29 protein-coding genes are annotated in these 19,919 nt (G+C 45.0%); 7 read left to right on the top strand and 22 right to left on the bottom strand.

The window, feature by feature from the left end; all coding sequences use genetic code 11:
* Positions 1 to 17: 17 nt before the first annotated feature.
* Positions 18 to 284, top strand: a complete 267-nt coding sequence (locus Xentx_RS07900) for a hypothetical protein (RefSeq protein WP_074019701.1) — start codon at positions 18 to 20, stop codon at positions 282 to 284.
* Positions 285 to 343: 59 nt separating this feature from the next.
* Here the strand turns inward: Xentx_RS07900 and Xentx_RS07895 are convergent, their stop codons facing one another.
* The 19 genes from Xentx_RS07895 to Xentx_RS07805 all read right to left on the bottom strand — a co-directional run bounded on the left by Xentx_RS07895 (position 344) and on the right by Xentx_RS07805 (position 13,319).
* Complete coding sequence (locus tag Xentx_RS07895) at positions 344 to 661, bottom strand: phage tail assembly protein (protein WP_074019700.1); 318 nt, start codon at positions 659 to 661, stop codon at positions 344 to 346.
* Between the two features lie 130 nt (positions 662 to 791).
* Positions 792 to 1,316 (bottom strand): phage major tail tube protein, encoded by a 525-nt coding sequence (locus Xentx_RS07890; protein ID WP_074019699.1) that lies wholly within the window; start codon positions 1,314 to 1,316, stop codon positions 792 to 794.
* Complete coding sequence (locus tag Xentx_RS07885) at positions 1,316 to 2,743, bottom strand: phage tail sheath subtilisin-like domain-containing protein (protein ID WP_074019698.1); 1,428 nt, start codon at positions 2,741 to 2,743, stop codon at positions 1,316 to 1,318. The genes Xentx_RS07890 and Xentx_RS07885 overlap by 1 nt, the downstream gene beginning before the upstream one ends.
* On the bottom strand, positions 2,733 to 2,948 hold the full coding sequence (locus Xentx_RS07880) for a hypothetical protein (protein WP_074019697.1): 216 nt from the start codon (positions 2,946 to 2,948) through the stop codon (positions 2,733 to 2,735). The genes Xentx_RS07885 and Xentx_RS07880 overlap by 11 nt, the downstream gene beginning before the upstream one ends.
* On the bottom strand, positions 2,945 to 3,412 hold the full coding sequence (locus Xentx_RS07875; RefSeq protein ID WP_074019696.1) for a Gp37 family protein: 468 nt from the start codon (positions 3,410 to 3,412) through the stop codon (positions 2,945 to 2,947). Before Xentx_RS07875 ends, Xentx_RS07880 begins: the two co-directional genes overlap by 4 nt.
* Entirely contained in the window at positions 3,412 to 3,849 is a 438-nt protein-coding gene (locus Xentx_RS07870; protein WP_074019695.1) for a gp436 family protein, read from the bottom strand. The genes Xentx_RS07875 and Xentx_RS07870 overlap by 1 nt, the downstream gene beginning before the upstream one ends.
* 1 nt (position 3,850) lies before the next feature.
* Positions 3,851 to 4,198 (bottom strand): DUF2190 family protein, encoded by a 348-nt coding sequence (locus tag Xentx_RS07865; protein ID WP_074019694.1) that lies wholly within the window; start codon positions 4,196 to 4,198, stop codon positions 3,851 to 3,853.
* Positions 4,199 to 4,209: 11 nt separating this feature from the next.
* Complete coding sequence (locus tag Xentx_RS07860; protein WP_074019693.1) at positions 4,210 to 5,145, bottom strand: hypothetical protein; 936 nt, start codon at positions 5,143 to 5,145, stop codon at positions 4,210 to 4,212.
* Positions 5,146 to 5,176: 31 nt separating this feature from the next.
* The gene (locus tag Xentx_RS07855) at positions 5,177 to 6,271 is read right to left on the bottom strand and encodes a peptidase (RefSeq protein ID WP_074019692.1); all 1,095 of its coding nucleotides are present in this window, start codon (positions 6,269 to 6,271) and stop codon (positions 5,177 to 5,179) included.
* 203 nt (positions 6,272 to 6,474) lie between these two features.
* Positions 6,475 to 6,924: a phage virion morphogenesis protein gene (locus Xentx_RS07850; RefSeq protein WP_074019691.1), complete on the bottom strand. Its 450-nt coding sequence runs from the start codon at positions 6,922 to 6,924 to the stop codon at positions 6,475 to 6,477.
* A complete protein-coding gene (locus tag Xentx_RS07845; protein ID WP_074019690.1) occupies positions 6,917 to 7,762 on the bottom strand; it encodes a phage head morphogenesis protein in 846 nt (281 codons plus the stop codon). Before Xentx_RS07845 ends, Xentx_RS07850 begins: the two co-directional genes overlap by 8 nt.
* Positions 7,743 to 9,236: a DUF935 domain-containing protein gene (locus Xentx_RS07840; RefSeq protein WP_074019689.1), complete on the bottom strand. Its 1,494-nt coding sequence runs from the start codon at positions 9,234 to 9,236 to the stop codon at positions 7,743 to 7,745. Before Xentx_RS07840 ends, Xentx_RS07845 begins: the two co-directional genes overlap by 20 nt.
* Positions 9,236 to 10,552: a phage terminase large subunit family protein gene (locus Xentx_RS07835; protein WP_074019688.1), complete on the bottom strand. Its 1,317-nt coding sequence runs from the start codon at positions 10,550 to 10,552 to the stop codon at positions 9,236 to 9,238. The genes Xentx_RS07840 and Xentx_RS07835 overlap by 1 nt, the downstream gene beginning before the upstream one ends.
* The gene (locus Xentx_RS07830; protein WP_074019687.1) at positions 10,549 to 11,103 is read right to left on the bottom strand and encodes a DUF3486 family protein; all 555 of its coding nucleotides are present in this window, start codon (positions 11,101 to 11,103) and stop codon (positions 10,549 to 10,551) included. The genes Xentx_RS07835 and Xentx_RS07830 overlap by 4 nt, the downstream gene beginning before the upstream one ends.
* Positions 11,103 to 11,414 (bottom strand): hypothetical protein, encoded by a 312-nt coding sequence (locus Xentx_RS07825; protein WP_074019686.1) that lies wholly within the window; start codon positions 11,412 to 11,414, stop codon positions 11,103 to 11,105. Before Xentx_RS07825 ends, Xentx_RS07830 begins: the two co-directional genes overlap by 1 nt.
* Complete coding sequence (locus Xentx_RS07820) at positions 11,407 to 11,739, bottom strand: hypothetical protein (protein ID WP_074019685.1); 333 nt, start codon at positions 11,737 to 11,739, stop codon at positions 11,407 to 11,409. Before Xentx_RS07820 ends, Xentx_RS07825 begins: the two co-directional genes overlap by 8 nt.
* Positions 11,736 to 12,359 (bottom strand): hypothetical protein, encoded by a 624-nt coding sequence (locus Xentx_RS07815; RefSeq protein WP_139292449.1) that lies wholly within the window; start codon positions 12,357 to 12,359, stop codon positions 11,736 to 11,738. The genes Xentx_RS07820 and Xentx_RS07815 overlap by 4 nt, the downstream gene beginning before the upstream one ends.
* Positions 12,349 to 12,966 carry a transglycosylase SLT domain-containing protein gene (locus Xentx_RS07810; RefSeq protein WP_074019684.1) on the bottom strand — a complete coding sequence of 206 codons (618 nt, stop codon included), beginning with the start codon at positions 12,964 to 12,966 and terminating at the stop codon, positions 12,349 to 12,351. Before Xentx_RS07810 ends, Xentx_RS07815 begins: the two co-directional genes overlap by 11 nt.
* Positions 12,967 to 12,968: 2 nt before the next feature.
* Positions 12,969 to 13,319, bottom strand: coding sequence for a putative holin (locus Xentx_RS07805; RefSeq protein ID WP_074019683.1), 351 nt, complete (start codon positions 13,317 to 13,319; stop codon positions 12,969 to 12,971).
* 244 nt (positions 13,320 to 13,563) lie between these two features.
* Between Xentx_RS07805 and Xentx_RS07800 the strand changes: the two genes are divergently transcribed.
* Positions 13,564 to 14,334, top strand: a complete 771-nt coding sequence (locus Xentx_RS07800; RefSeq protein ID WP_074019682.1) for a DNA adenine methylase — start codon at positions 13,564 to 13,566, stop codon at positions 14,332 to 14,334.
* A gap of 37 nt (positions 14,335 to 14,371) precedes the next feature.
* Here the strand turns inward: Xentx_RS07800 and Xentx_RS07795 are convergent, their stop codons facing one another.
* The 3 genes from Xentx_RS07795 to Xentx_RS18485 are packed head-to-tail and all read right to left on the bottom strand — an operon-like array spanning position 14,372 to position 16,318.
* Complete coding sequence (locus tag Xentx_RS07795; protein WP_074019681.1) at positions 14,372 to 15,307, bottom strand: hypothetical protein; 936 nt, start codon at positions 15,305 to 15,307, stop codon at positions 14,372 to 14,374.
* A gap of 38 nt (positions 15,308 to 15,345) precedes the next feature.
* Entirely contained in the window at positions 15,346 to 15,885 is a 540-nt protein-coding gene (locus tag Xentx_RS07790; protein ID WP_074019680.1) for a hypothetical protein, read from the bottom strand.
* 16 nt (positions 15,886 to 15,901) lie between these two features.
* The gene (locus tag Xentx_RS18485; protein ID WP_083600906.1) at positions 15,902 to 16,318 is read right to left on the bottom strand and encodes a helix-turn-helix domain-containing protein; all 417 of its coding nucleotides are present in this window, start codon (positions 16,316 to 16,318) and stop codon (positions 15,902 to 15,904) included.
* Positions 16,319 to 16,410: 92 nt separating this feature from the next.
* Between Xentx_RS18485 and Xentx_RS07780 the strand changes: the two genes are divergently transcribed.
* Genes Xentx_RS07780 through Xentx_RS07765 form a run of 5 tightly spaced genes read left to right on the top strand, consistent with a single transcriptional unit; the run spans position 16,411 to position 19,896 of the window.
* A complete protein-coding gene (locus tag Xentx_RS07780) occupies positions 16,411 to 16,599 on the top strand; it encodes a DNA-binding protein (RefSeq protein ID WP_074019679.1) in 189 nt (62 codons plus the stop codon).
* Positions 16,600 to 16,659: 60 nt separating this feature from the next.
* Positions 16,660 to 16,968: a helix-turn-helix domain-containing protein gene (locus tag Xentx_RS07775; protein ID WP_074019678.1), complete on the top strand. Its 309-nt coding sequence runs from the start codon at positions 16,660 to 16,662 to the stop codon at positions 16,966 to 16,968.
* 19 nt (positions 16,969 to 16,987) lie between these two features.
* Positions 16,988 to 17,944 (top strand): DUF3102 domain-containing protein, encoded by a 957-nt coding sequence (locus Xentx_RS07770; RefSeq protein WP_074019677.1) that lies wholly within the window; start codon positions 16,988 to 16,990, stop codon positions 17,942 to 17,944.
* On the top strand, positions 17,937 to 18,110 hold the full coding sequence (locus Xentx_RS19115) for a hypothetical protein (RefSeq protein ID WP_099132181.1): 174 nt from the start codon (positions 17,937 to 17,939) through the stop codon (positions 18,108 to 18,110). The genes Xentx_RS07770 and Xentx_RS19115 overlap by 8 nt, the downstream gene beginning before the upstream one ends.
* Position 18,111: 1 nt before the next feature.
* On the top strand, positions 18,112 to 19,896 hold the full coding sequence (locus tag Xentx_RS07765) for a DDE-type integrase/transposase/recombinase (RefSeq protein WP_074019676.1): 1,785 nt from the start codon (positions 18,112 to 18,114) through the stop codon (positions 19,894 to 19,896).
* Positions 19,897 to 19,919: the final 23 nt, after the last annotated feature.

Here is a 19,919-nt window from a genome sequence, read left to right as displayed (position 1 = left end):
TTTAAACAGGAAATGCAATGGGAAAATCACTGGTGGTATTTCAAACATTCTTAGTGGCCGTATTTGCCAGTATCTATATCTATTTGATGGCTGAACTGACGGTCTATACGGTAAGTACCAGTGACAGTGGATTGGTCTGGGTGATAATGATTGGTGGCGGCGCAGTGCTATTGTCGATAGCCATGGCGCTGATGGCGGCAATATTGCAACCGGCTATTTATCTGCTGGCTGCAATCGCTGTAGGTATCGGCGCGTTAGTTAATCGTCTTTATTCTCGCGTTTGATTTGGGTGTTAGCCTCATCCAACCAACATTCAAATTCATCCAGAGCCAGATTATCAATTTCACTCGGCTGAAACCGAAACCACCGTGCCAGTATTGCCGCGGCTTCCCACAGCATCTTTATTTCCTTGATCCACCCCGACGATTTTCTGAAATCGTTGCTGCAATGCCAGATAGTCTGCGGCATCCATCTGTTCGATATCTTCCGGTAACAACCCGGTGGAACGTGACAATAAAATATCATCCCAATCGGCAGGGTTTTCGCTGATTCGACGAGCGGCCTTGATATCTTTCACTTTCAAACGTGATAGCTGGATTTCTTCAATATTAACGCCAGCAGCCGTGGTATAGGGAAATTGAAGGCGGTAATTCGTTGACATGATGATACTCCTCTGTAAGTTTCATTCAGTATCATTCATAGGAGGAAGTGGCGATATTAAAGAAGATTAAAGAAGAAAGGGGCGAGTGCCCCCATTATTACCCACTAAGTCTACAGACCAGACATTGCGACTAGCCTCCAATATTAACGCGATAATCGGTCAGCTGATCAATACCACCTACACGGAAGATATTGGCTAAATAATCCAGTTCCAGTAGCTCTTCCCCATCCAATACCTGCTTAATATAGGTACACGTAAAACTACTGGAGAAATCAGCGTTTTCATGTTGCTTAAATGTCCCCAGTGGATTCTTCTTAAATAAAATGGTCAGATACGTTACCAATGGCACTTCATCAATACGTCCCTGTGAACTGAATTTCTGGACACTGGAACGGCACTGTAATGCCAGCGATTTATAAGGATTCGCCGCGGATAACATAGCGTCACGGTAGAAACTGTTCCACTTGATCTCACCCTCCAGTTTATCAAAACCCGCGGGAAGTTCGACTTTACCCACCATTCCCAATGCCTTATGTTCCTGCATAGTCATGGATACGTCCGGCAGCTTGACTTCTTCCGCTCGTCCCAGCAGGTTATTGCCATCAATATAAATGTTGGCATTAGTAATACGGTTAATTTCAATTTTTCCAGCCATTAACTATTCCCCTTTAGATTCAGCAAATACTCAGAGGTGATCTCAGTCTCAAATGTGAGTCGTTCCAGTGGTGGCGGTGGTGTATATTTATAGCTAAGCAACAAATGACCTGCTGCCAGTGATGTTTCTTCGTTGCGTGTAGAGTCAAACCAACACTTAAATCCCAACAAAGCACCATCAGCAATCAACTTACGCCCGTAGGCATTAACGGATTCTGTCAGGGCATCAATTAGCGCGGGGGTGATCGGCATATCAATATATTGCTGGCTGAAGTAACGCAAGGACTCATTAATCACGTCACCGGTTCTGCGCACGTTCTCGAAGTTACGCATGTGTGTCACTGTTGGCCATGCGGCAGTACGATTACCCCATAAGCGTAAACCTGAACCATAACTGTTGAATATTGTTGTAATACCTTGCTCATTGAGCAGGTTGACTTCACTTTGTGGATCATCAATCATGGCAGATAACTGACGTTCAATCCCTGTGATCCCCATGATTTCCTGATTGGAGGATGACCACCAAAAGCCCTTGTCTGCATCAACCTTAGCACGCAATCCCGCAGCACGGGATGACAGTGGTTCCAAGCGCTCGCTATTAGTCTCAGCATCGTAGACTTTGACGTGTGGGTAACACAGCCGAACACGATCAGAACTGGTATTAAAATTGATTGTGCCAGACGGGCCACGACCGTTGATAGCTTGTGCGAAGGTTGTTCCTATCGGCGCATCAATATAAGCCATTGCACCCAATTTGGTCGCCAGCGCAATCAGTTCGGTTGTAATACTTAACTGGGTACAATAGACAGGCGCCAGCAAGATCTTGGCAAAAAATCCATACAGATTATACGTATCATTCAGCAAATTCATTCCTGTACGGTTGCCCGCTGCACTGATGCTGCCAATAATGTCAGCAGGAGTGACCAACGTAGGATCGGCAAAGTCATAACTGGCAACCACAATCGTGCCTGCTGCGATATTCTTACCGATGTTCTTGAGCCTGCCCGTCTGGGCATCCAGCGTGTAATCTTGTCCTTCTATATAAGGTACACTATCCGCAGAGGCTTTCAGTACAACATGACTGACCACAGGATTAGCCAGTTTCGCAGTACTTGTTGTTTTATCAAAAACAACACCTTCATTAGCAACATGGTTCTTATGTATTTCAGGATCAAGCACATTAATAACCAGTACTGTTCCCGCACCGTGGTCATAAATTGCATCCAGTGCCTGGGGGATAGTAAACCCATTTATTTGGGTGCCAAACTGGGCCGCATCTTTTTCTGACAAACAGAGCGTCACTGCATTAACGGGCCCCAGTGGTGCAGTACCAATCAGGCCGATCACGGCCGATTTCACCGTTTTGACCGGACGTGGGCCTTTTTCGATTTCGATAGTTTCAACACCATGCAAATAGTTAGCGGCCATCAGTGACCTCCTCGGATTTCTCTTTTTTCTTCAGGCTATTTTTTTGTTGCTCTGGTAAAGGATGAAGATATTGCAACGCGATCAATGTTTGTACATAGTCATGCTGCTCAGGCAAATCAACAGTTTCTTTGCCTGGCCAAAGCAAGACTTCAGTGCCATCCGCCAACGTGACGCCACTTGCCGGACCTGTGTAAAGGTATCTCATTGTTCAATTTCCTCGTAATTGACTTGGGTTAGCAGTGGCCCATCCTCTGACTCACTGTCTTCGATAAATACACATTCAGTCGCAAAATCCAGTATGTACTGCCACAATCCTGCTATTTCACCAAGAAAAGTATCCCTAACCATCCAGCATTTACGTTGGCAGTTCGGTGGTTGAAATCCGCCCAGAATCCGGCGCACGTGATCCAGTGTGACCACAGCACCTTCACGTCCATTAAGCTGACGAAAAACAATGGTGGCATTAAGCATCACGATTTGTGTCTGCAAGAGTACGCCGACATCCTCTGGGTTATTAAAGCGAGAACCTGCATAGCTGATTAAGATAGCGCCCACGGGATGGTTTAGCCTGAATTCATCTGGGTTTTCAGGAAAATACTCGACCTGTAAGCCAGGCAGCCTTTCCTGTAATCTGACAACAACAGCATCAATAATGGGTGAAACGTCCATCAATATTTCTCCAACATCCCATGATTGCCCCCGAAGATGGGACGACGCGCCCTGACTCGAAACTCTCCGGGTTCAGGCGCATCTTTTCCTGTAGCCAGTATCCCGAGTGTTAGTTTTGCATCACGTATATCAGCCAGTTGGCGTAGAACGATTTTGTAATCGTCTATCACCGCTTCAGGGATTTTTCCTTCAGGACGGCGAGCATACAGCCGATAGCGCGTTAACGTCACCGCAGCATCACGTAATACGGTGGGCACCTCTGCCAACGGCAAGATATAACGCCCACGTAAATGGGCGTCGATGAGTTCACCTGCGTAGCGAATAGCACTGTTAATCACAGGCTCATTCATTGTCTGGGCAGTCCGTTCGTCGTTAGACAGCCATATCAATGATTGCGTGGGTATCTGCTCTTGCAGATCAGCCAATGAACAATACATGTCATACACCACGTAAGATACGAATGACATTACCCGCCGCGGTGGCTTCATCCAGCGCTAATCCGACAGAAACCACAGTGGCATTCTCTGCCGCTCTTGGCACTGCACAGGCGTTCTTATCCGACTGTACGACTTGCCCCCGTGCTATAGGTGCTCCGGCTTCAACCGCGATAATGCCCAACACATTTACCGGAACGGCATCACCTGTTTTCGCATCGACTTCGGCAACACCCAGTGCAGCGGCACCAGCCTGACAAGGTGCATTATCAGCACCGACCAAACGATGCTGGATGATGCTTGCGGTGGCGACAACTGTCGTTGTTAATACAGGTTGTTGTGTTACAGCCATGACCGTCCTCCTTACTCCACAATGTTAGTAATCAGGTAGCCAGCATCACCACCCACCACCGCCACTTTATAAATATCGGTATAACGGCAGTAATTGACCTTACCGCCCACACCTTCATATTTATCCGCGACAGGCATCCCTTTGCGCCGGAAGGTATAACCAAATGATGGCTCATACTCATCGGCACTTTCTACCCCCGTTTGCGGAGGTGAAACATAATGCAGCATTAAGTTGTCACCCCAGACATCAACAGGTTCTTTTTTAAGGTTTGGCGTAGAAACAGGCTCACCCACGATAACATTTGGGATTTGGAAAAGATCTTTCAGGATTTCTGTTGTGATACGCTTACGTTCATTAGCGCCAATTGCCGCCTGAATTTCAGGGTGGAACTTCAACAGTGACATAACGCTGGCTCCCATCGTCATAAGATTGGGACGGACACCGATAGCGGTTCGTACCCTCTCTATCCCAGCCTCAATGACCTGGATTGGGCTGCCTGTGCCACCCACCCAACGCTCATTATCCGCGAGCCTCTTTACTGAGTCTTTGAGATAAACTTTAGGATCTTGCGCCAATCGGGCTGCATACAATTCACGCTTGAGGTTCACACCATTGGTGGAGCGACGAATTGCCTTAGCCTCTTCATTAAATAAAGATTCGGCTTTTTCGCGATAATCAACAGCAGCCGCCAAATCATGTTCATTAAGTACAATATCCAACGAACTGCCTTTCTCACGAACTAATACATTACTGTTAGCACCCACCGCACGTTCAGTGTCATATTCAACAAAGGCACTTTTACCAAATGTAGGGACTGTAGCGCCTTCTTTTTCCATTTCAACAACAGGAAAAATATGTTCGCCAATGAACGCCGCATTTTTATAGCCCCGAGCCACACTGGTCAGCACGGGATCAACAATGCGTTTACCTTTCAAATAATCAGACATTTATCTCTCCTCAATAGTTACGGCAGCAGTGTTACAGACAGCGGGCAACGGCTGCGTCGTAACTGATACCTTCTTTCTTTGCTAACGCGAGCGCTTTTTGGTGCAATGCCAGACGTTCAGGATCTGCATCAGCAAATTCTGTCGTGTCTGTGGATTCGTGTTGGTCAACACGGTCTTTTGTCGCTCGTTCGCCAAAATCGATAACAGGCTGGGCAGAACTCAATAAATCTTTAAACGCGGTAACCAGCGGTTTCTTCACATCACCTTCAGCAAATTCAACGGGAGATTCCCCTTGAGTAACCGTGTCCAGTAATGCCACCACAACAGATTGAGCAACAGGTGCTAACTTGCCGTCTGCGACCAGTTTTTCAGCAAAGGCCACATTTCCGGCATGTTGTTCAACTTGCTTACGCTGGGCATCGGCGGCATCACGGGCAGCAAGCTGTTCTTTCAGACGGGTGTTTTCATCTTCCAGTGCTTTTTTTTCTTCATTTGTCACGGTGTCTTCCTCACGTTGATGTGTGTTATTGGGTTCATGAAAAGCAGGGGCAGGTTGAGTCGTGCTATAAGCCTCTTCACGTAATGAATCTACCTGCCAGGAAGGAAGCGCTTTATCCGCTTCATCCATACCAAATTTACTGATCAAAAATTCTCGTAGACGCCCCCAAAGTGAAGCGTTAGTGATTTCACTCCAGTCAGAGAACTCTACGATCCCCTGTTCTTGCTCACTGAATTCAACCTGTTTCAACCCCTTAATGGCGGGTGGTTGTGCACCCAAAAAACCAACATGACGTAAATAGAGCACACCAGGCTTAGGGTTGTTTGGGGAATCAGGTAAATAGAAAGAGGCGGAAATTTTTTTATAGCGACCTGTATCAATCAGTTCGGCAAACTGGGCATCAATCTGCTGAGGCTCTGCAATCAAATCATCACCGGAAGCGGTGAGTGATTTAACCCAACCATAGGCAGGTAGATTATCTTTGGGATGTCCGATCACAATCGGTGCTTCATGCAATGATGGATCATAGGCCTTCGCACAAGCTTGCAAATCTGCTGGGCTGAATGGCAGTTGTTTGCCATTCATATCGGTATGCGTACCGGATTTGAAAATGTGAAGTAACTTCATTTCACTGCCTCTATGATGTTGATAGAGACAGTTTCACCCTAATCAGAAAAAATGACTTTTAATCTGCTTTAGAAAAAACGAGAGAAAAAAATAAGAAAGTGGAGAACTGGAGGCCATTAGATACCGAAAATTTGAGCCTGTAAACGCTTTATAAACTTTTTTGCGGATGACAATGATAAATCACCCGCATAAAGACACAACGTTTAACGGCGAGCCGCTGCTTCAAGATGTCTCTGGATGGCACTCAAAACCGATCTTGTCGCTTCCGGTGATAGTTCATCTTCTGCTGTAACAGGTAAATAAGGTCTGGCAGGCAAGGATATCGATTTATTGCGGCCAGTTTCTCCACCCATTTGATGGATACGGGCATAGATAATGTTTGTACCAATAACCGCCGAACTGGAATCATAACGGGTATTGATTGAATTCATCAAACGCCCCGTTTTTTGTAATGTCTGGCCACTTCGATCTTGTGCTGCAACTGAGGGTATCCAGGCAGGACGACCGTCAGCTTCGAAATTGAATGAAGTTTCTGCCGATAGTGTTGCAGCAATCTTACGCATGGCTGGTGTCAGATCTTCTGCAGAAGATGCTAGCGCATGCAAGCCACACATCAAATCGTTATCATTAATTGTAATAGTGATATTACTCATTCTGTCCTCTTAATTCACGGCGAGCCAGCCCGAATAACGATCCCTGATAACGTGCTAAATCGGGGCGGTATGCTGCACCGGGTGAGTATGACCAACCTACATCGGTGGCAACTTTGGTTTTTCCTGTTTGAGTCGTACCCGTAATAAATGTTGCAACAGGCTGCATTTCTCCGGTTTTCTGGGAAATTAACTTCAGTTCACTGCCCATCGCTTTGCCAGAATTCGCAATTTTTAATCCTCTGGCTTTAACATCATCATAGCTGAGTGCAATCACACTGCAACGACAACGCCAGCCATTAGGCGGATAAAATGCCTGCCAAAATGGATCATCGTAACGAAATACCTGTCCATGTAAGGCAAGATGGCTTTTGCGGGTGTGGCTGTCATTGATCCCCGTATACATCCAGTACGGTCGGTCATCAATATTTTCCATCTGTTCTGCCCAACGCCCCGCACTGTAGAGTACAGACATATTGGTACGAAAAATGGTATCAAGCCGCCATGGGCTTCCTTGTTGAACGGTAACTCGTTCTCCTGTAACTGGATCGTCTGCTTCAGTTGTTCCCCACCATCCTTTGCGTTTGAGAACTGTCTCCAATTCCTTACGAAACCAGCGGTCAGTTTTGCCCTCGTCTAAGGCTTGCTGTAGTACCTGACGAATATCTTCCAGAATATCCAAACGCGTTACTTTAGCGACAGTAAATGATCTGGCGTGTGCATCCTGCCAGAGATCTTCCCAGTCCCAGCTTATCTGATAACCTTTAGATTTCAGGTAACCAATAGCGCGTTTGGGGGGTAAGGTCATGCAATATGCCAATTCAGCCGTTGTCATGCTCATGCAAACGCCCCCAAATGTTAGTCACAAACAATACCCGCGCCAGCCGTTCCTGCAAATCACCCGCATTCATATGAGGATAAAGTTCGGCTAACTCTCCCAACAGTTCACTGGGATTAGCGCCGTTCTGAACTCGGTCGAACAAGGGGGCCAGAATCGGTTCCAGTGTCTTGTCTAAATTCTCTCCATTTATCAAAATATCCAGCGCCTCATCCAGCTTATTTTGTGCTTCCAGTTCGGCATTCATTGCTTCTGAAAATGCTAAGGGCAATGGAGGAACGGCGGGCATAGGGAGTGGCATTTCATCAATATCCCCATCCTGCAATTGGTATTCACGTTTCCAGTATTGCGGTGTAAACCTGACACCTGACTGGCTCAATTTAACATCACGGTTAGCCTGCGTTTCATCAACGGATTGTTGTTCCCACAGACGATAGACCGGACATTCAACGTTACCAAAGTTCAGTTCTACCACCCAACGTATGATCTGATTGATGGCGCTGGCGATAATGTCAGCATCGGCATCACGAATATCATCGGTCACTTCCAGCCCAGCTTGTGCAGAAGCTTTATTGCTGTTTGCTTCTGTTGTTTGGTTCTGTCCCAGTAAGGCAATAGCAATTTCGCTGCGGGCAACGGTAATCAGATTTTGATAGATATCACTGCTGTCTGATTTCCCTGCTGCTTCCTTAATTTCAACGGAGGAATCGTCGGGAATAGCGGCAACGGCATCATCTACCATCGCTTCCATTGAATCCAACAACAGATCTATTTCACTTTGTGGTGTACCTCGTGGATGCTTTCCGATGACCCACGGCGAACCATACTTCTCGGCGAATCTGACCCAGAACTTCATACCGCCTTTCTTAAAGGTGACAGGCCAGAAGCACATAGATAAGTCGGGGAATCCATAGGGATTGTCATAAGTTGCGTCCTGACGTGGCGTCACAAACTTATAAAGCGGGACTAATTCCCCCTCAACACCGGCATCACGGGCACGAAAACGGAGCTGGTTGTCACGATCATAGTGGAACCAGTCAGGGGGCTTACTGACGATATCACTCACTGACCATGATGGACTCCGACTCCACATTAATTCACAGGGCTGGTAACCGTAGAGAACGGAGTCGTGCATTTCGCCAATGATACGTGACACATCCAAATCAGCGAGCATGTCACGGATAAAGTTGAAGACTCGCACTGGGGCGTTGCTACGTTCTACACCACGCTCTAGTGATTTCACGCCCGCTTTACGACGGCGAATACATCCCCCAACTAACGGGTCGGTGCGCAGTTCACGATAGATACGGATATCACGCCCTTGTGCTTTAAGAATAGGGTCAGGGTTAGGTAAATAGGTGCCCAGACCGTAAAAATCAATGGAACGGTTTCGTGAGGCAATTTGCTCTGTGAGTGACTGCGTTGATTCGGAAAAGTGAATAAATTCAGTGGGTGAAACCCAGATACCTCGTGCCATTAGTATCCTCCCAGCAATTGAGCACTCAGACGTTGACGGCGGGATGTAATCGTGACTGGGCCTGATGGGCCATCAGACGCATTCACCGCCAAAAAACATGACCATGCGCGGTCTGCGTGGCCTGTTGCATCACTATCAGCAACAAAACGGGGGGTGCCCGTTGGCCCAGAAATCTTCTGTAACTTATGGAGATCTGTCCGTAAAAGCTGATCACCGCGAGGAATACGGATCTGTTTATCTTCAAATACCTCTTTACCTCTGGTGGCTAGCGTCAGTTTATTGTTGCTGGTAAAAATAACGCCTTCTACACGGCTACTGCCATGCCGACGTTTAGCATCTTCAACAGGTTTTTCACCCATTCCGGTCTGATCCATGCAGCAACGTAAAACGCGATAACGGAAGAAAACATCATCCAGCAAGGCATCCTGTTCAGCAAATGTGGCGCGCTTACGTGCAATAATCTCACGCGTCCAATAAACATCACCCACTTGCTCTAATACCCAAATAACAAAGAGGTCATTACGGATACCAATATCCACGCCAACAAAGCAAGGCCCCCCCTGATAATGTTCTGGCAGCCCAGCTAAATCATGCTCGACACCATCAATCAACTCATAAGAAAGCCATGCACTGGCTTCGTCCAGCCATTTCAATTCAAATTCTTGTTCCCACGCATCTTCGTCATTAAGGGCTTTCCGCATTTCCTCTATATTTCGTGGTAAGCCATCTTTGACGGCTTGATAAATATCGACAATGTGCCGTGACCATACTTGATCCAGTGACTTATCCGTCATTAACTCATAGAACTTGTTTCCTTTGCCGTTCGGTGTAGATGTCACCCGTAATTTGTAACCATTGGAAATAACCGGAAACAGTGCTGTCCAAATCTTACGACTGTCAGGATGAAATGCGAATTCATCCAAAAATACATTGGATGCAAAACCACGAGCGGTGTCGGGATTAGCAGGTAAGGCGGTAATTCTAGAGCCACCGGGTAACTCCGCTTCCAGCATGGTATAACGCTCACCGGATGCACCTTTAAAATATCCCTCAATCTCACGGGCGACCATGTTGTAGGCCTGGCAGTGTTTTTTTACCCCTTCCTCCATCGCTTCTTTAGCCTGGCGCTCGCCACGGGAAAGAATGACCCAACGAGTACGTCCCCCTGTCGCTTCAATTTCGAAGCAATCATCAGTCAGCTCCAGTGTTGTGGTGAACGTTTTTCCTGTCTGACGGGCAAATTTACCTATCTTGAAACGGGAACGGTCTAGAAACCATGTGCGTTGGTAAGCATAAAGTTGAATGGCGGCGCTCATTTGACGATCCCATAAATTTCTTCTCGGACACGACGCAAGGTTTCAATACTCATGCGTCCACCATTATGGGTACTGGCTTCCTTCTCCAGTGCTTCCATTTTGTCAGCAATTTTCTGGCGTAGATCAGATTGATATTTCTTTAGATTGATACTGGCTCGGCTCAGAGTAGCGACATTTTTTGCTACCTTAGATAGTAAGGTGACGCGTTCTGCGGGGTTAATTTCTTCTTCATCTGCCTCCTGCAACTTAACAATGTTTTCGAAGATTTCAGTTTGAATCAGTGCGATCACTGCTTCAGAACGGGCATCCTGATCATCAGAAGCCCCTTCAGTCAGCAGTCGAGCAGCTTCAGTCGCGGCACGAATGGCTGCGAATCGACGCTCAATTTTCTGTCCATAGCGATGAATGGCAGATTTACTGATGGTATAACCTTTCTCTTTCAACAGATCTTCCAGTTCCTGATAACCGCTGAATCCTGATTCAGTCAACGCGCGTTCCAACCAACGCCGGACGTCTTCAGGGAGTTTATCGATTGTGCTTCGACGCGCCATTATTCACTCCAGTATTTTTCAGGACGAGCAATACCAGGACCGCATTCAACCGTATATTCAACGATATCAACACCAATACGGGTTAAATCCGCAAACCAACTGCCCGATGGCTGTTTATTCAGGTCAATCAACTGACGGTCTGCCAGATAATCTAACTCCTTGCGTAACTCCAGTGCAGTCACATCAGGGTAAATCGCGCGAGATATATCCAATAACAATGTCTCACTGGCGGTATATGGGCGCGTTTTATTCAACGCGACCAATAAACTCCAGCGCAATGACTCACGACGAACACGGGCTATATCAATCATTTTTACCTCCGGCAATTCGGTGCTGCTGCACCACCTCTAATTTGCTATAAAGTGCATCCAGTTTGGCTTCAATGACTGTTTGACCACGAATGTAATCTTCACGTCGCACGTAATTCAGTGGTAAGTCAGCCTTAAACTGCATAAACTCACGTTCGAGCTGAGACCAGTTATCTACGGAATTTTTAAGCGCCTGCCCTAACGAAGCGTGCCGTTCCTCCTGTCGTTCTTCCGCTTTGGAAAATAACCACTTTGCGATGCCAAAAACGAAACCAAGGAAAGAGAACAGAAAACCCACAGCAGCCCAAAACTCAATCTGTAATGTCATTGTTGTAATCCTTCGATGTAATCCAGCAGGCCATTGACCTGCGCTTTCAATGCAAGACATTGCTCCCCGTTATCGATGACATTGGCGAGGATGTCTCTTTGCGTAATACCGGATGACCGTAGTTGGGCGTCAGCGGTTTCATTTTCACGGGGCGTTTCATCAGCGCCGGAGGTAACGGAGGCAGAGCGCATTTGTTCACCGGACAGGCCGAAGGCGGCGTTGTATTGCTGCACGAAGCCACGAGTAAACACGCAATTAACGGGATGAAATTGTTGTTTTTCATCCATCCAACGCTGAGTAACATGATCAATTTTCCTCTTCAGTTGTTGATTCTGAGTACGGAGTTTTTCGATACCATTGAGATAATTGGCTTCCGCCTGATGCGCTAAGTTGACCTGCATTTGATAACGTTGCCGCAAGGCATTCAGTGTTGCCAGTTCCCGCTCTGTCCGTTGTTTTTCCAGCAGAAGAAAATCCGCTTTCTGTTGTGCCAATGCGGTATTTCCAGTCTCCTTTGCTTTCTGAAAGCCCGTGACATGGCCTCGCCAATAAGCCAAAGCAAACAGGCTTACTAGCGCCAAAATCAATACAACAGGCTTAGCCCATAATTTAATTGGCACAGCGGGCACCTCCCCAAACCAAATAACGCGGTGCAAGTTCCAGTAAGATACGTCGGGGATAATGACGATTTTCTCTCCAGGCAACGGCACTGCGACCCGCGTTTTGAAATTCAACGTGACCGAACCAGACCCACGGATTGAGACCCACTGCCGTGGTTTTCTTCTTATCCCGTAATAACCAGCCCAAGCCACCGTTATAGGAAGACAGCACCATCGCCATTCTTTGGCACTCATCAGCAGCTTTAATGCGTTGCCATAGCCAGTAGTCATAGTGAACCATTGCTCGTATAGACCAGGCAGGATTGAAAGGATCTTTATTGGATAATTCAGGAATGCGTTGACTGATCCAATCCGCAGTTGCAGGCATAAACTGAGCCATTCCCTGAGCACCAACAGGTGAAACCGCGTGTGATTTCCAGACACTCTCCTGGTGTAACTGAGCGGCAAAATCAGCCACAGGGGCATTCAATCCCCAGATCACACGAGAAGCACGTATCAAATCATTGCGGTATTGCAGCGAACGGTGTGGTGGTTCATCAGCCAGTACAGGGCTGATCAGGCCTCCACACCACAGCAGTACTATTCCGATCATCTGCCGCCAATTCATGATTATAGCCCTGTTGCTACGCTGAGACAGACAGCGGCAACAATGAGTGCACGACGTATCAGAACAGCCGCAAATGCCATATGGTAACCCGTCTGGATGGGGTATTTTCCCGCTTTCATGAGTTCTTCATCATGTTTCAGATACTGACCAGGTCTGGCTTTGGGAAATAAACTACGATCTAGCCAGTATCCCAGGACAGCAGCCAGTGCAATCAGCGACAACTTATAGATCACAACAGGGACTTGTTGAGGAGAAACCAAGCCAATAGTGACCAGCAAAAGTACCGCTGTTAACAGCCAGCCGCCGAGGCGTAATTTTTTGATAAGTGAAATAAGTGAGTTGAAGGTTTTCATTGAACTGTTTCCATTGTCGTTGATGGAAACAGTTTTGCCAATTTAGCGGGAAAAGAATTTTAAAGGGCGTTAAGAGCGCATCGGGAAAGTAAAAGACAGGATAAGAGCGACCCACTCAGTGTGCTCAACACTGGGCAGGTCATCAACCCACAGGTATGCACTGTGAATCAACCCAGGCTCTTTTCGTCATCGATGACCGAAGAAGCCTAACTCATTTTTAGCTAATGGAAAAGGCTTACAAATAATGAAAGAACAATCTTTACCCATCGTTCCCTGGATTGGTGGTAAACGCCGATTAGCAAAACATATTTTACCCTTGTTTCCTGAACATACCTGTTATGTGGAACCATTCTGCGGTGCAGCTGCTCTGTATTTCCTGAAAATACCCAGCAAGTGTGAGGTCATTAATGATATCAATGGCGAACTGGTGAATCTTTATCGTGTGATAAAACATCACTTGGAAGAATTTGTCCGGCAATTTAAGTGGGCATTGGTCAGCCGCCAGATTTATAAATGGTTGCAGATCACGCCGGAAGAAACACTAACCGATATTCAGCGGGCAGCGCGGTTTTACTACCTCCAAAAGCAAGCCTTTGGAGGCAAGGTTGCTGAGCATACTTTCGGTACTTCTACCACCAGTCCACCACGCTTCAATTTGCTTAGAATAGAAGAAGAGTTATCAATGGCTCACTTACGACTGGCAAGAACGATCATTGAAAATATGGACTGGGCACAGTGTATTCAGCGTTATGATAGACCACATACCTTGTTTTACTGTGATCCACCATATTGGGGGACTGAGGGATATGGCATTGAGTTCGGGCTAGAGAACTACGATCTGTTGGCAGAACTTGCACATACTGTCCACGGAAAAATGATAATTTCAGTGAACGATATTCCAGAAATGCGTAAGGCGTTTAAGGGATTGACATTGCAGGTGGTTAATATTGGTTACAACCTGAAAGCCAAAGGAAAAGCGAAACAGAGTAAGGAACTGATTATTTGTAACTTTTAGCTTAAAAAGGGGGAAACATCCCCCTTTTAATATTCCATTACATTGGGCAACTCCATTCAGTCGTATCATCAGGTTTAAATACCATCAAGCACCCCGCTCGTGGGGGTTTATTATCTGGTGTGGGTGGTAATATTTCTCTCGATTCTGGTTTTGCTGGGGCAGACTGAATTTCTTTCAAACATTCAGTTGCACTTTTTTGGTATTCACTATAGGCACCTTCAATTTTTCTCAATGCAAAGTTGGTTTTCTGAGGATCATTTGAAGAGAGAACTTTAACTAAATTGATTTTTTCAACCCACCAGTTCTGCGCATTAAACCCAGACATTTGGCAAGCACTATAAGGTTGTATTACATCTTGAGATAAAAATCTTTTTCCTTCATGTTCTATTTGCCTAAATTGTCGACCGTAATTAAGAAAGTCATAAACTACCCAATTATTTTTCTGCTGAAAACTGTCTATGGTTTTAGTTATTTTATCCAGATAGTTTTTTGCGGTATCAATGCGTTCTGCATCAGGCATGATCGAGAAATCATATGGTTTGTATGTCAGATCGTCTGGATAAAAATATACCCAATAATCACTATCGGGCAGGACATTTTGTTGATCAAATAGTAACGCTTGACAAGCACTTTTAGGAATTTTAATTCCTGTCTGGTCATCATTAATTTCAATAAAACAGTTATGACCAGAAGCCATATACTCAATAGGTATTTGGGCATTATCAGGAATACGAAATTTAATTGTTAGAAAGCGATTCAGCTCAATCGCTTTATCCTGAAATTGTTCTGAGTATTTATCAAGGCCGGGAAGCAAATGGCTGATAGCTGGTAGTAGTTGATTGATAGTGGCGTTATCTGTTGTTATCGAGAACGCGGGACTGGGAGATTTTTCAGGCTCAATTTGAGCGCTATTTTCAGCCACATCACCACATCCTGCCAAAAGAAATATTGTGGGAATTAATAAATTGCGCATAGCTCATACCTTGTATGAAATTGAAAATAATTATCTCATTAAGAATTTCTGCGTCGTAAAATGACATTGATGGTATCAATAATGTTCTTATTTTCATCTATTATGATGTTTTCTATTTTTCTATGCTTATCCATTTTTTTTCCACAAATATAAATTAGTACACTCCAAGAAACAAAAATTACCAAAGTTTTCTCATTGAATAGCAATAAACCACTAGACCCTCCACCCCAAAGCACCATATAAGCATTCCATAGGGCAAACCCAAATGCCATAAGTACAAGACTAAAGAACAGTAGGCAAGGTGTATTAAAATAACAACGCCATTTAGCATCTTTATTTTTCGTCAGCAATTGTTGTTTCATTGCAAGTAACTCTTGACCATCCCTTTCATGAAGCTCACGTGGTCGCGGTGGTGTAGGAGGATTAATATTGACAACTGAACCCACGTGAATAGAACCATGACTATTACCACCAACACTGATAGTTACTTGTCGTTCTTGCCCATCTTGGGGAAGTAGTTTAAGACTATCAACAACCTGTTCTGCAATTGTTCTAAGTTTTTCTTCTCTGTTGTCCATATAAATCCTTCATTCTTTAATGATTAATAACCAATTTCAATACCCTATCAATTCTAGCGTCATCTACAGCAGACTCTTTAATCAAAAAGTTATATATTTTTGATGATTGTAGGACAAGTTCATCTGCTGTCCAACGGCGGTTAGATTGCCTTGCGATAGAATCTAGTTGACGAACAATTTTTCCTAGTAATTCTTCATCTATCTCATTGTTTTTTTGAGCGGTAAAAATTGATTGCTGAGCTTGCCCTGTGATCAGATACATTACATCTAGACCTGCTTTTGCCCAGAGGCTAATAGCGTCAGCCCCTGGTGCAGATTCATTTTTTTCCCATCTTATTTGTGATTTTCTTGATGCGCCAACCATCTCTGCGAAGTCAGATTGACTAAATCCCAATCGTTCGCGCTCTTTTTTCAATCTTTCACCAAGGGACATTTTTGTCACCAAAACCCTTTACAAGTCCCAAAATTGAGACAATAATGTATCACATATCCTACAAACATCATTGCATCACCGGAGGCTATAGCATGACACCTGAACAAATTAAAAACCGTTTCCAACAACACGGCATTACTGTTACTCAATGGGCACAAGAAAACGGTTATTCCCGTGAAGCTGTGTACCGTGTTCTAAATGGACAATCCAAAGCTAACTACGGAAAGGCCCATGAAATAGCTGTGAAGCTCGGTCTAAAAACACCATCTTTGAGTATTTAGTATAAGCAATTTATCACTTTTTGTAACAAATTATCACATATTGAAAAAGGAGATTGTGACATGCGCAAAATTAACGTTTCCAGTTCTGGAACGCGCATATTACGAGTCATGAAAGCTTTACGTGGTCATTCACTATCTGGGCTGAGTAATGGGGAATTAGCAGAATTATTGGGGGAATCTCCGGCAAATATTAATCGTGCACTAAATACATTAATAGAAGAAGGATTGGCACAAAAATTAGATAGCGGTAGATATGCCCCGGGCATGCAATTACTACAAATAGCACAATCATTCTCAAATGAAATGTCTAATACACAAGCCAGAATCACTGAAATGAATCAGCGTGTTTTAGCTGGTAGCAGAAATTAATTAATAAGGAATTCCTATAATGGCACGTACAAAAAATACAACATCAGTAGAACTGGCCGAAGAGGTTCAACTTGCCGACGATCTGCAAGTCAATCTTAATGCCATGACAACCCATCGTTTGCAAATCATGGAACAGTTTGGAGATGGACTGCCTTATGAACGTACCCGTATTGTTCATGAAGCCAAGTTTTATATGGCTCAGAGTGCCGAAGCTATGTTGGAAGCAGGTAAAAGACTCACAATCTTGAAGGAATGTGAACCTCATGGTGAGTTCGAATCCATTGTTAGAGAAGAACTGGGAATTCCTGAACGTACAGCTCAAAGGCTAATGCAAGCATCTATTAAATTTATGTCGCCCCAATTACAGCCAAAAGCGCCAACGTTGGCGCTTTTAGGAAAATCCAAGTTATTTGAATTGATGACAGAAGATGATGACGAATTATCAGAATTAGCCGAAGGTGGCACTGTTGCTGGCCTGACACTGGATGATATTGATCGCATGTCTGTCCGCGAACTACGCAAGGCGTTACGCGATACACGTAACGATCTCGAAATATCACGTCAAACAGTACAAGAAAAGAAAGAACTGGTCAGCAATTTGATCGAAGAAAAGTCTGAAATCCAGCACAAACTCCAGCGCCGAATTCATCATGAAAAACCCGAAGAAGAAAGCGAAGCACTAACTCTGGAAGTTAATTCATTGGCATTTGCTGTTGATGCCGCAATTATCAATCTTTTCAATGGGTTCACTGAATTAAATAGTCATACGATGCGTACTGACATTAGCCATATTGGGTTTATGACGGGATTACTGGATGACATTGAAATCAAATTCCGTGATCTGCGTAACCAATTTAATTTACCTGAATACAGGGAACACGACGTGATTCCTGATTGGGCTAAAGAAGGTGCAGAGGAGCAAGAAAAAGAATTCAAACGCCCTGACTGGATGGAAAAGGACGAGGCACATGACTAGATCCAAATTGAATTATGCGGTCAGCCGACATCTGAATGATATGAGCCAAGGGTTTTCAATTCTGACAAATTACGGTGAATTACAGATACAAGGTAATGATGCTGCACCTTTTGTCCGTGAATTGAAGAAAATGCTGGAAAAGAAACTGAAAAAACAAGGGCAATAATATGAACGCCACAATGACCGAACGATTAGTTGCTATTGCACAAGCAGCACATAAAGCCGGACATGGCGGCAAAGAGGCGGTATATCGTGCGGCTTGTGAGGAGTTGTGTATGTCACGTTCGACACTGATAAAAAAATTGGGTGAAGTTTCTGGTAGAAAACCCCGCAAGAAACGTTCTGATGCAGGTAATAGCGCACTAACGCGTGAAGAAGCCATCCTCATTTCAGGGGTATTAATGGAAGCCACACGTAACACAGGCAAGCGCCTATATAGCCTTGAACAAGCAGTTAACGATCTGCGTTCAAATGGCCTGATTAGCGCGGGTCATATTGATACTGAAACGGGCGAATTTATCTCATTATCTGTTGATGCCATCAGCCGCGCATTACGACAATACAAGCTACACCCTGAACAATTGAAAGTACCTGCACCCAGTCTGCAATTAGCCAGCTTACATCCTAATCATGTCTGGGAGTTAGACGCCTCAATTTGTGTACTGTATTACCTGAAAAATCCTGACAAAAATAAGGGTGGTGATAACGGGCTGCGTATGATGCCTGTCGCTGAGTTTAACAAAAATAAACCGAAAAATCTGGCACGTATTGTTAATGATCGCGTCTGGTCGTTTGAACTGACAGATCATACTAGTGGCTGGATATATGTCGAATATTTGTTTGGCGGTGAAACCAGCCAGAATTTTACTTCGGTATTGATCAACGCTATGCAAGATCGCGGTGACGCAGATGTGTTACATGGCGTGCCCCAGATTTTATTTACTGACCCTGGCTCAGCTTTAACCGCACCTACATTACGTAATTTGTGTAAGGCGCTGGGTATTCAGATGATACAACACAAGGCTCGTAATGCCCGAGCTACAGGCTCGGTTGAAAAAGCACGTGACATTATTGAACGCAATTTCGAGTCTGGCTTACGTTTTCGTCAAGTTGATGATATTGACGAACTCAACCGTCTAGCACGGCTATGGCGAATGAAATTTAACCGTACTGCAATACATAGCCGATATGGACAAACCCGTACTGATTGCTGGTTGAGAATTACGGCTGAACAGCTAGTCAAGGCACCTGCTATCGAAGTTTGCCGTGAATTGGCTGTTGCCGCACCAGAAAGCCGTAAGGTTCAGGCAACCCTGCGTGTCTCTTTTAGGGGACGTGAGTATGATGTGAGTACAGTTCCTCATGTCGGTGTTGGTGATTCCATTATGATCACCCGTAATCCGTGGCGTGATGAAGTCGCCCAGGTTGTCATTACGGGTGAAGATGGCTTTGATGCTTTCCATCTGGTTAATGAAGTCGTTAAAGATGAACACGGTTTTGCCCTCGGTGCCCCTGTGATTGGCCGTGAGTTCCATGCTATTTCCCACACAATTGCACAACGTAATTTGGCTGAAGTTGAACAAAAAGTGATGGGAACAAATAATGCCACTGAAACTGAGGGCGCCCGTAAATTAAAAACGTTACCTCTCAATGGTCGGTTTGATCCCTATCTGGATATTGAACGTAACGATGCACCGACGTATATGCCTAAACGTGGGCAATCTTCAACAGTATACAGCCCGCGTATTGAACAGCTCCTAAACCCCGTTGATGTTGTCAAAACACTACGCGAAAGGTTCCAGTCACAGGGAAAAACATGGTGTGGTGAATTTTACCAATTAATAGTTGAACGCTTTCCCAACGGTGTTCCTGCAGATCAAATTGATGTGTTGTCTGATGAGTTCATGGAGCAATCAACCCATGTTGTACGCCACATTATCAACGGTAATTAATTTTGTATGACATAGATAAGGTA

Source organism: Xenorhabdus thuongxuanensis (assembly GCF_001908095.1).
GTDB lineage: Bacteria > Pseudomonadota > Gammaproteobacteria > Enterobacterales > Enterobacteriaceae > Xenorhabdus > Xenorhabdus thuongxuanensis.
The sequence above is the reverse complement of the archived record's forward strand: the minus strand, read 5'-3'. Positions and strand labels throughout refer to the sequence as shown.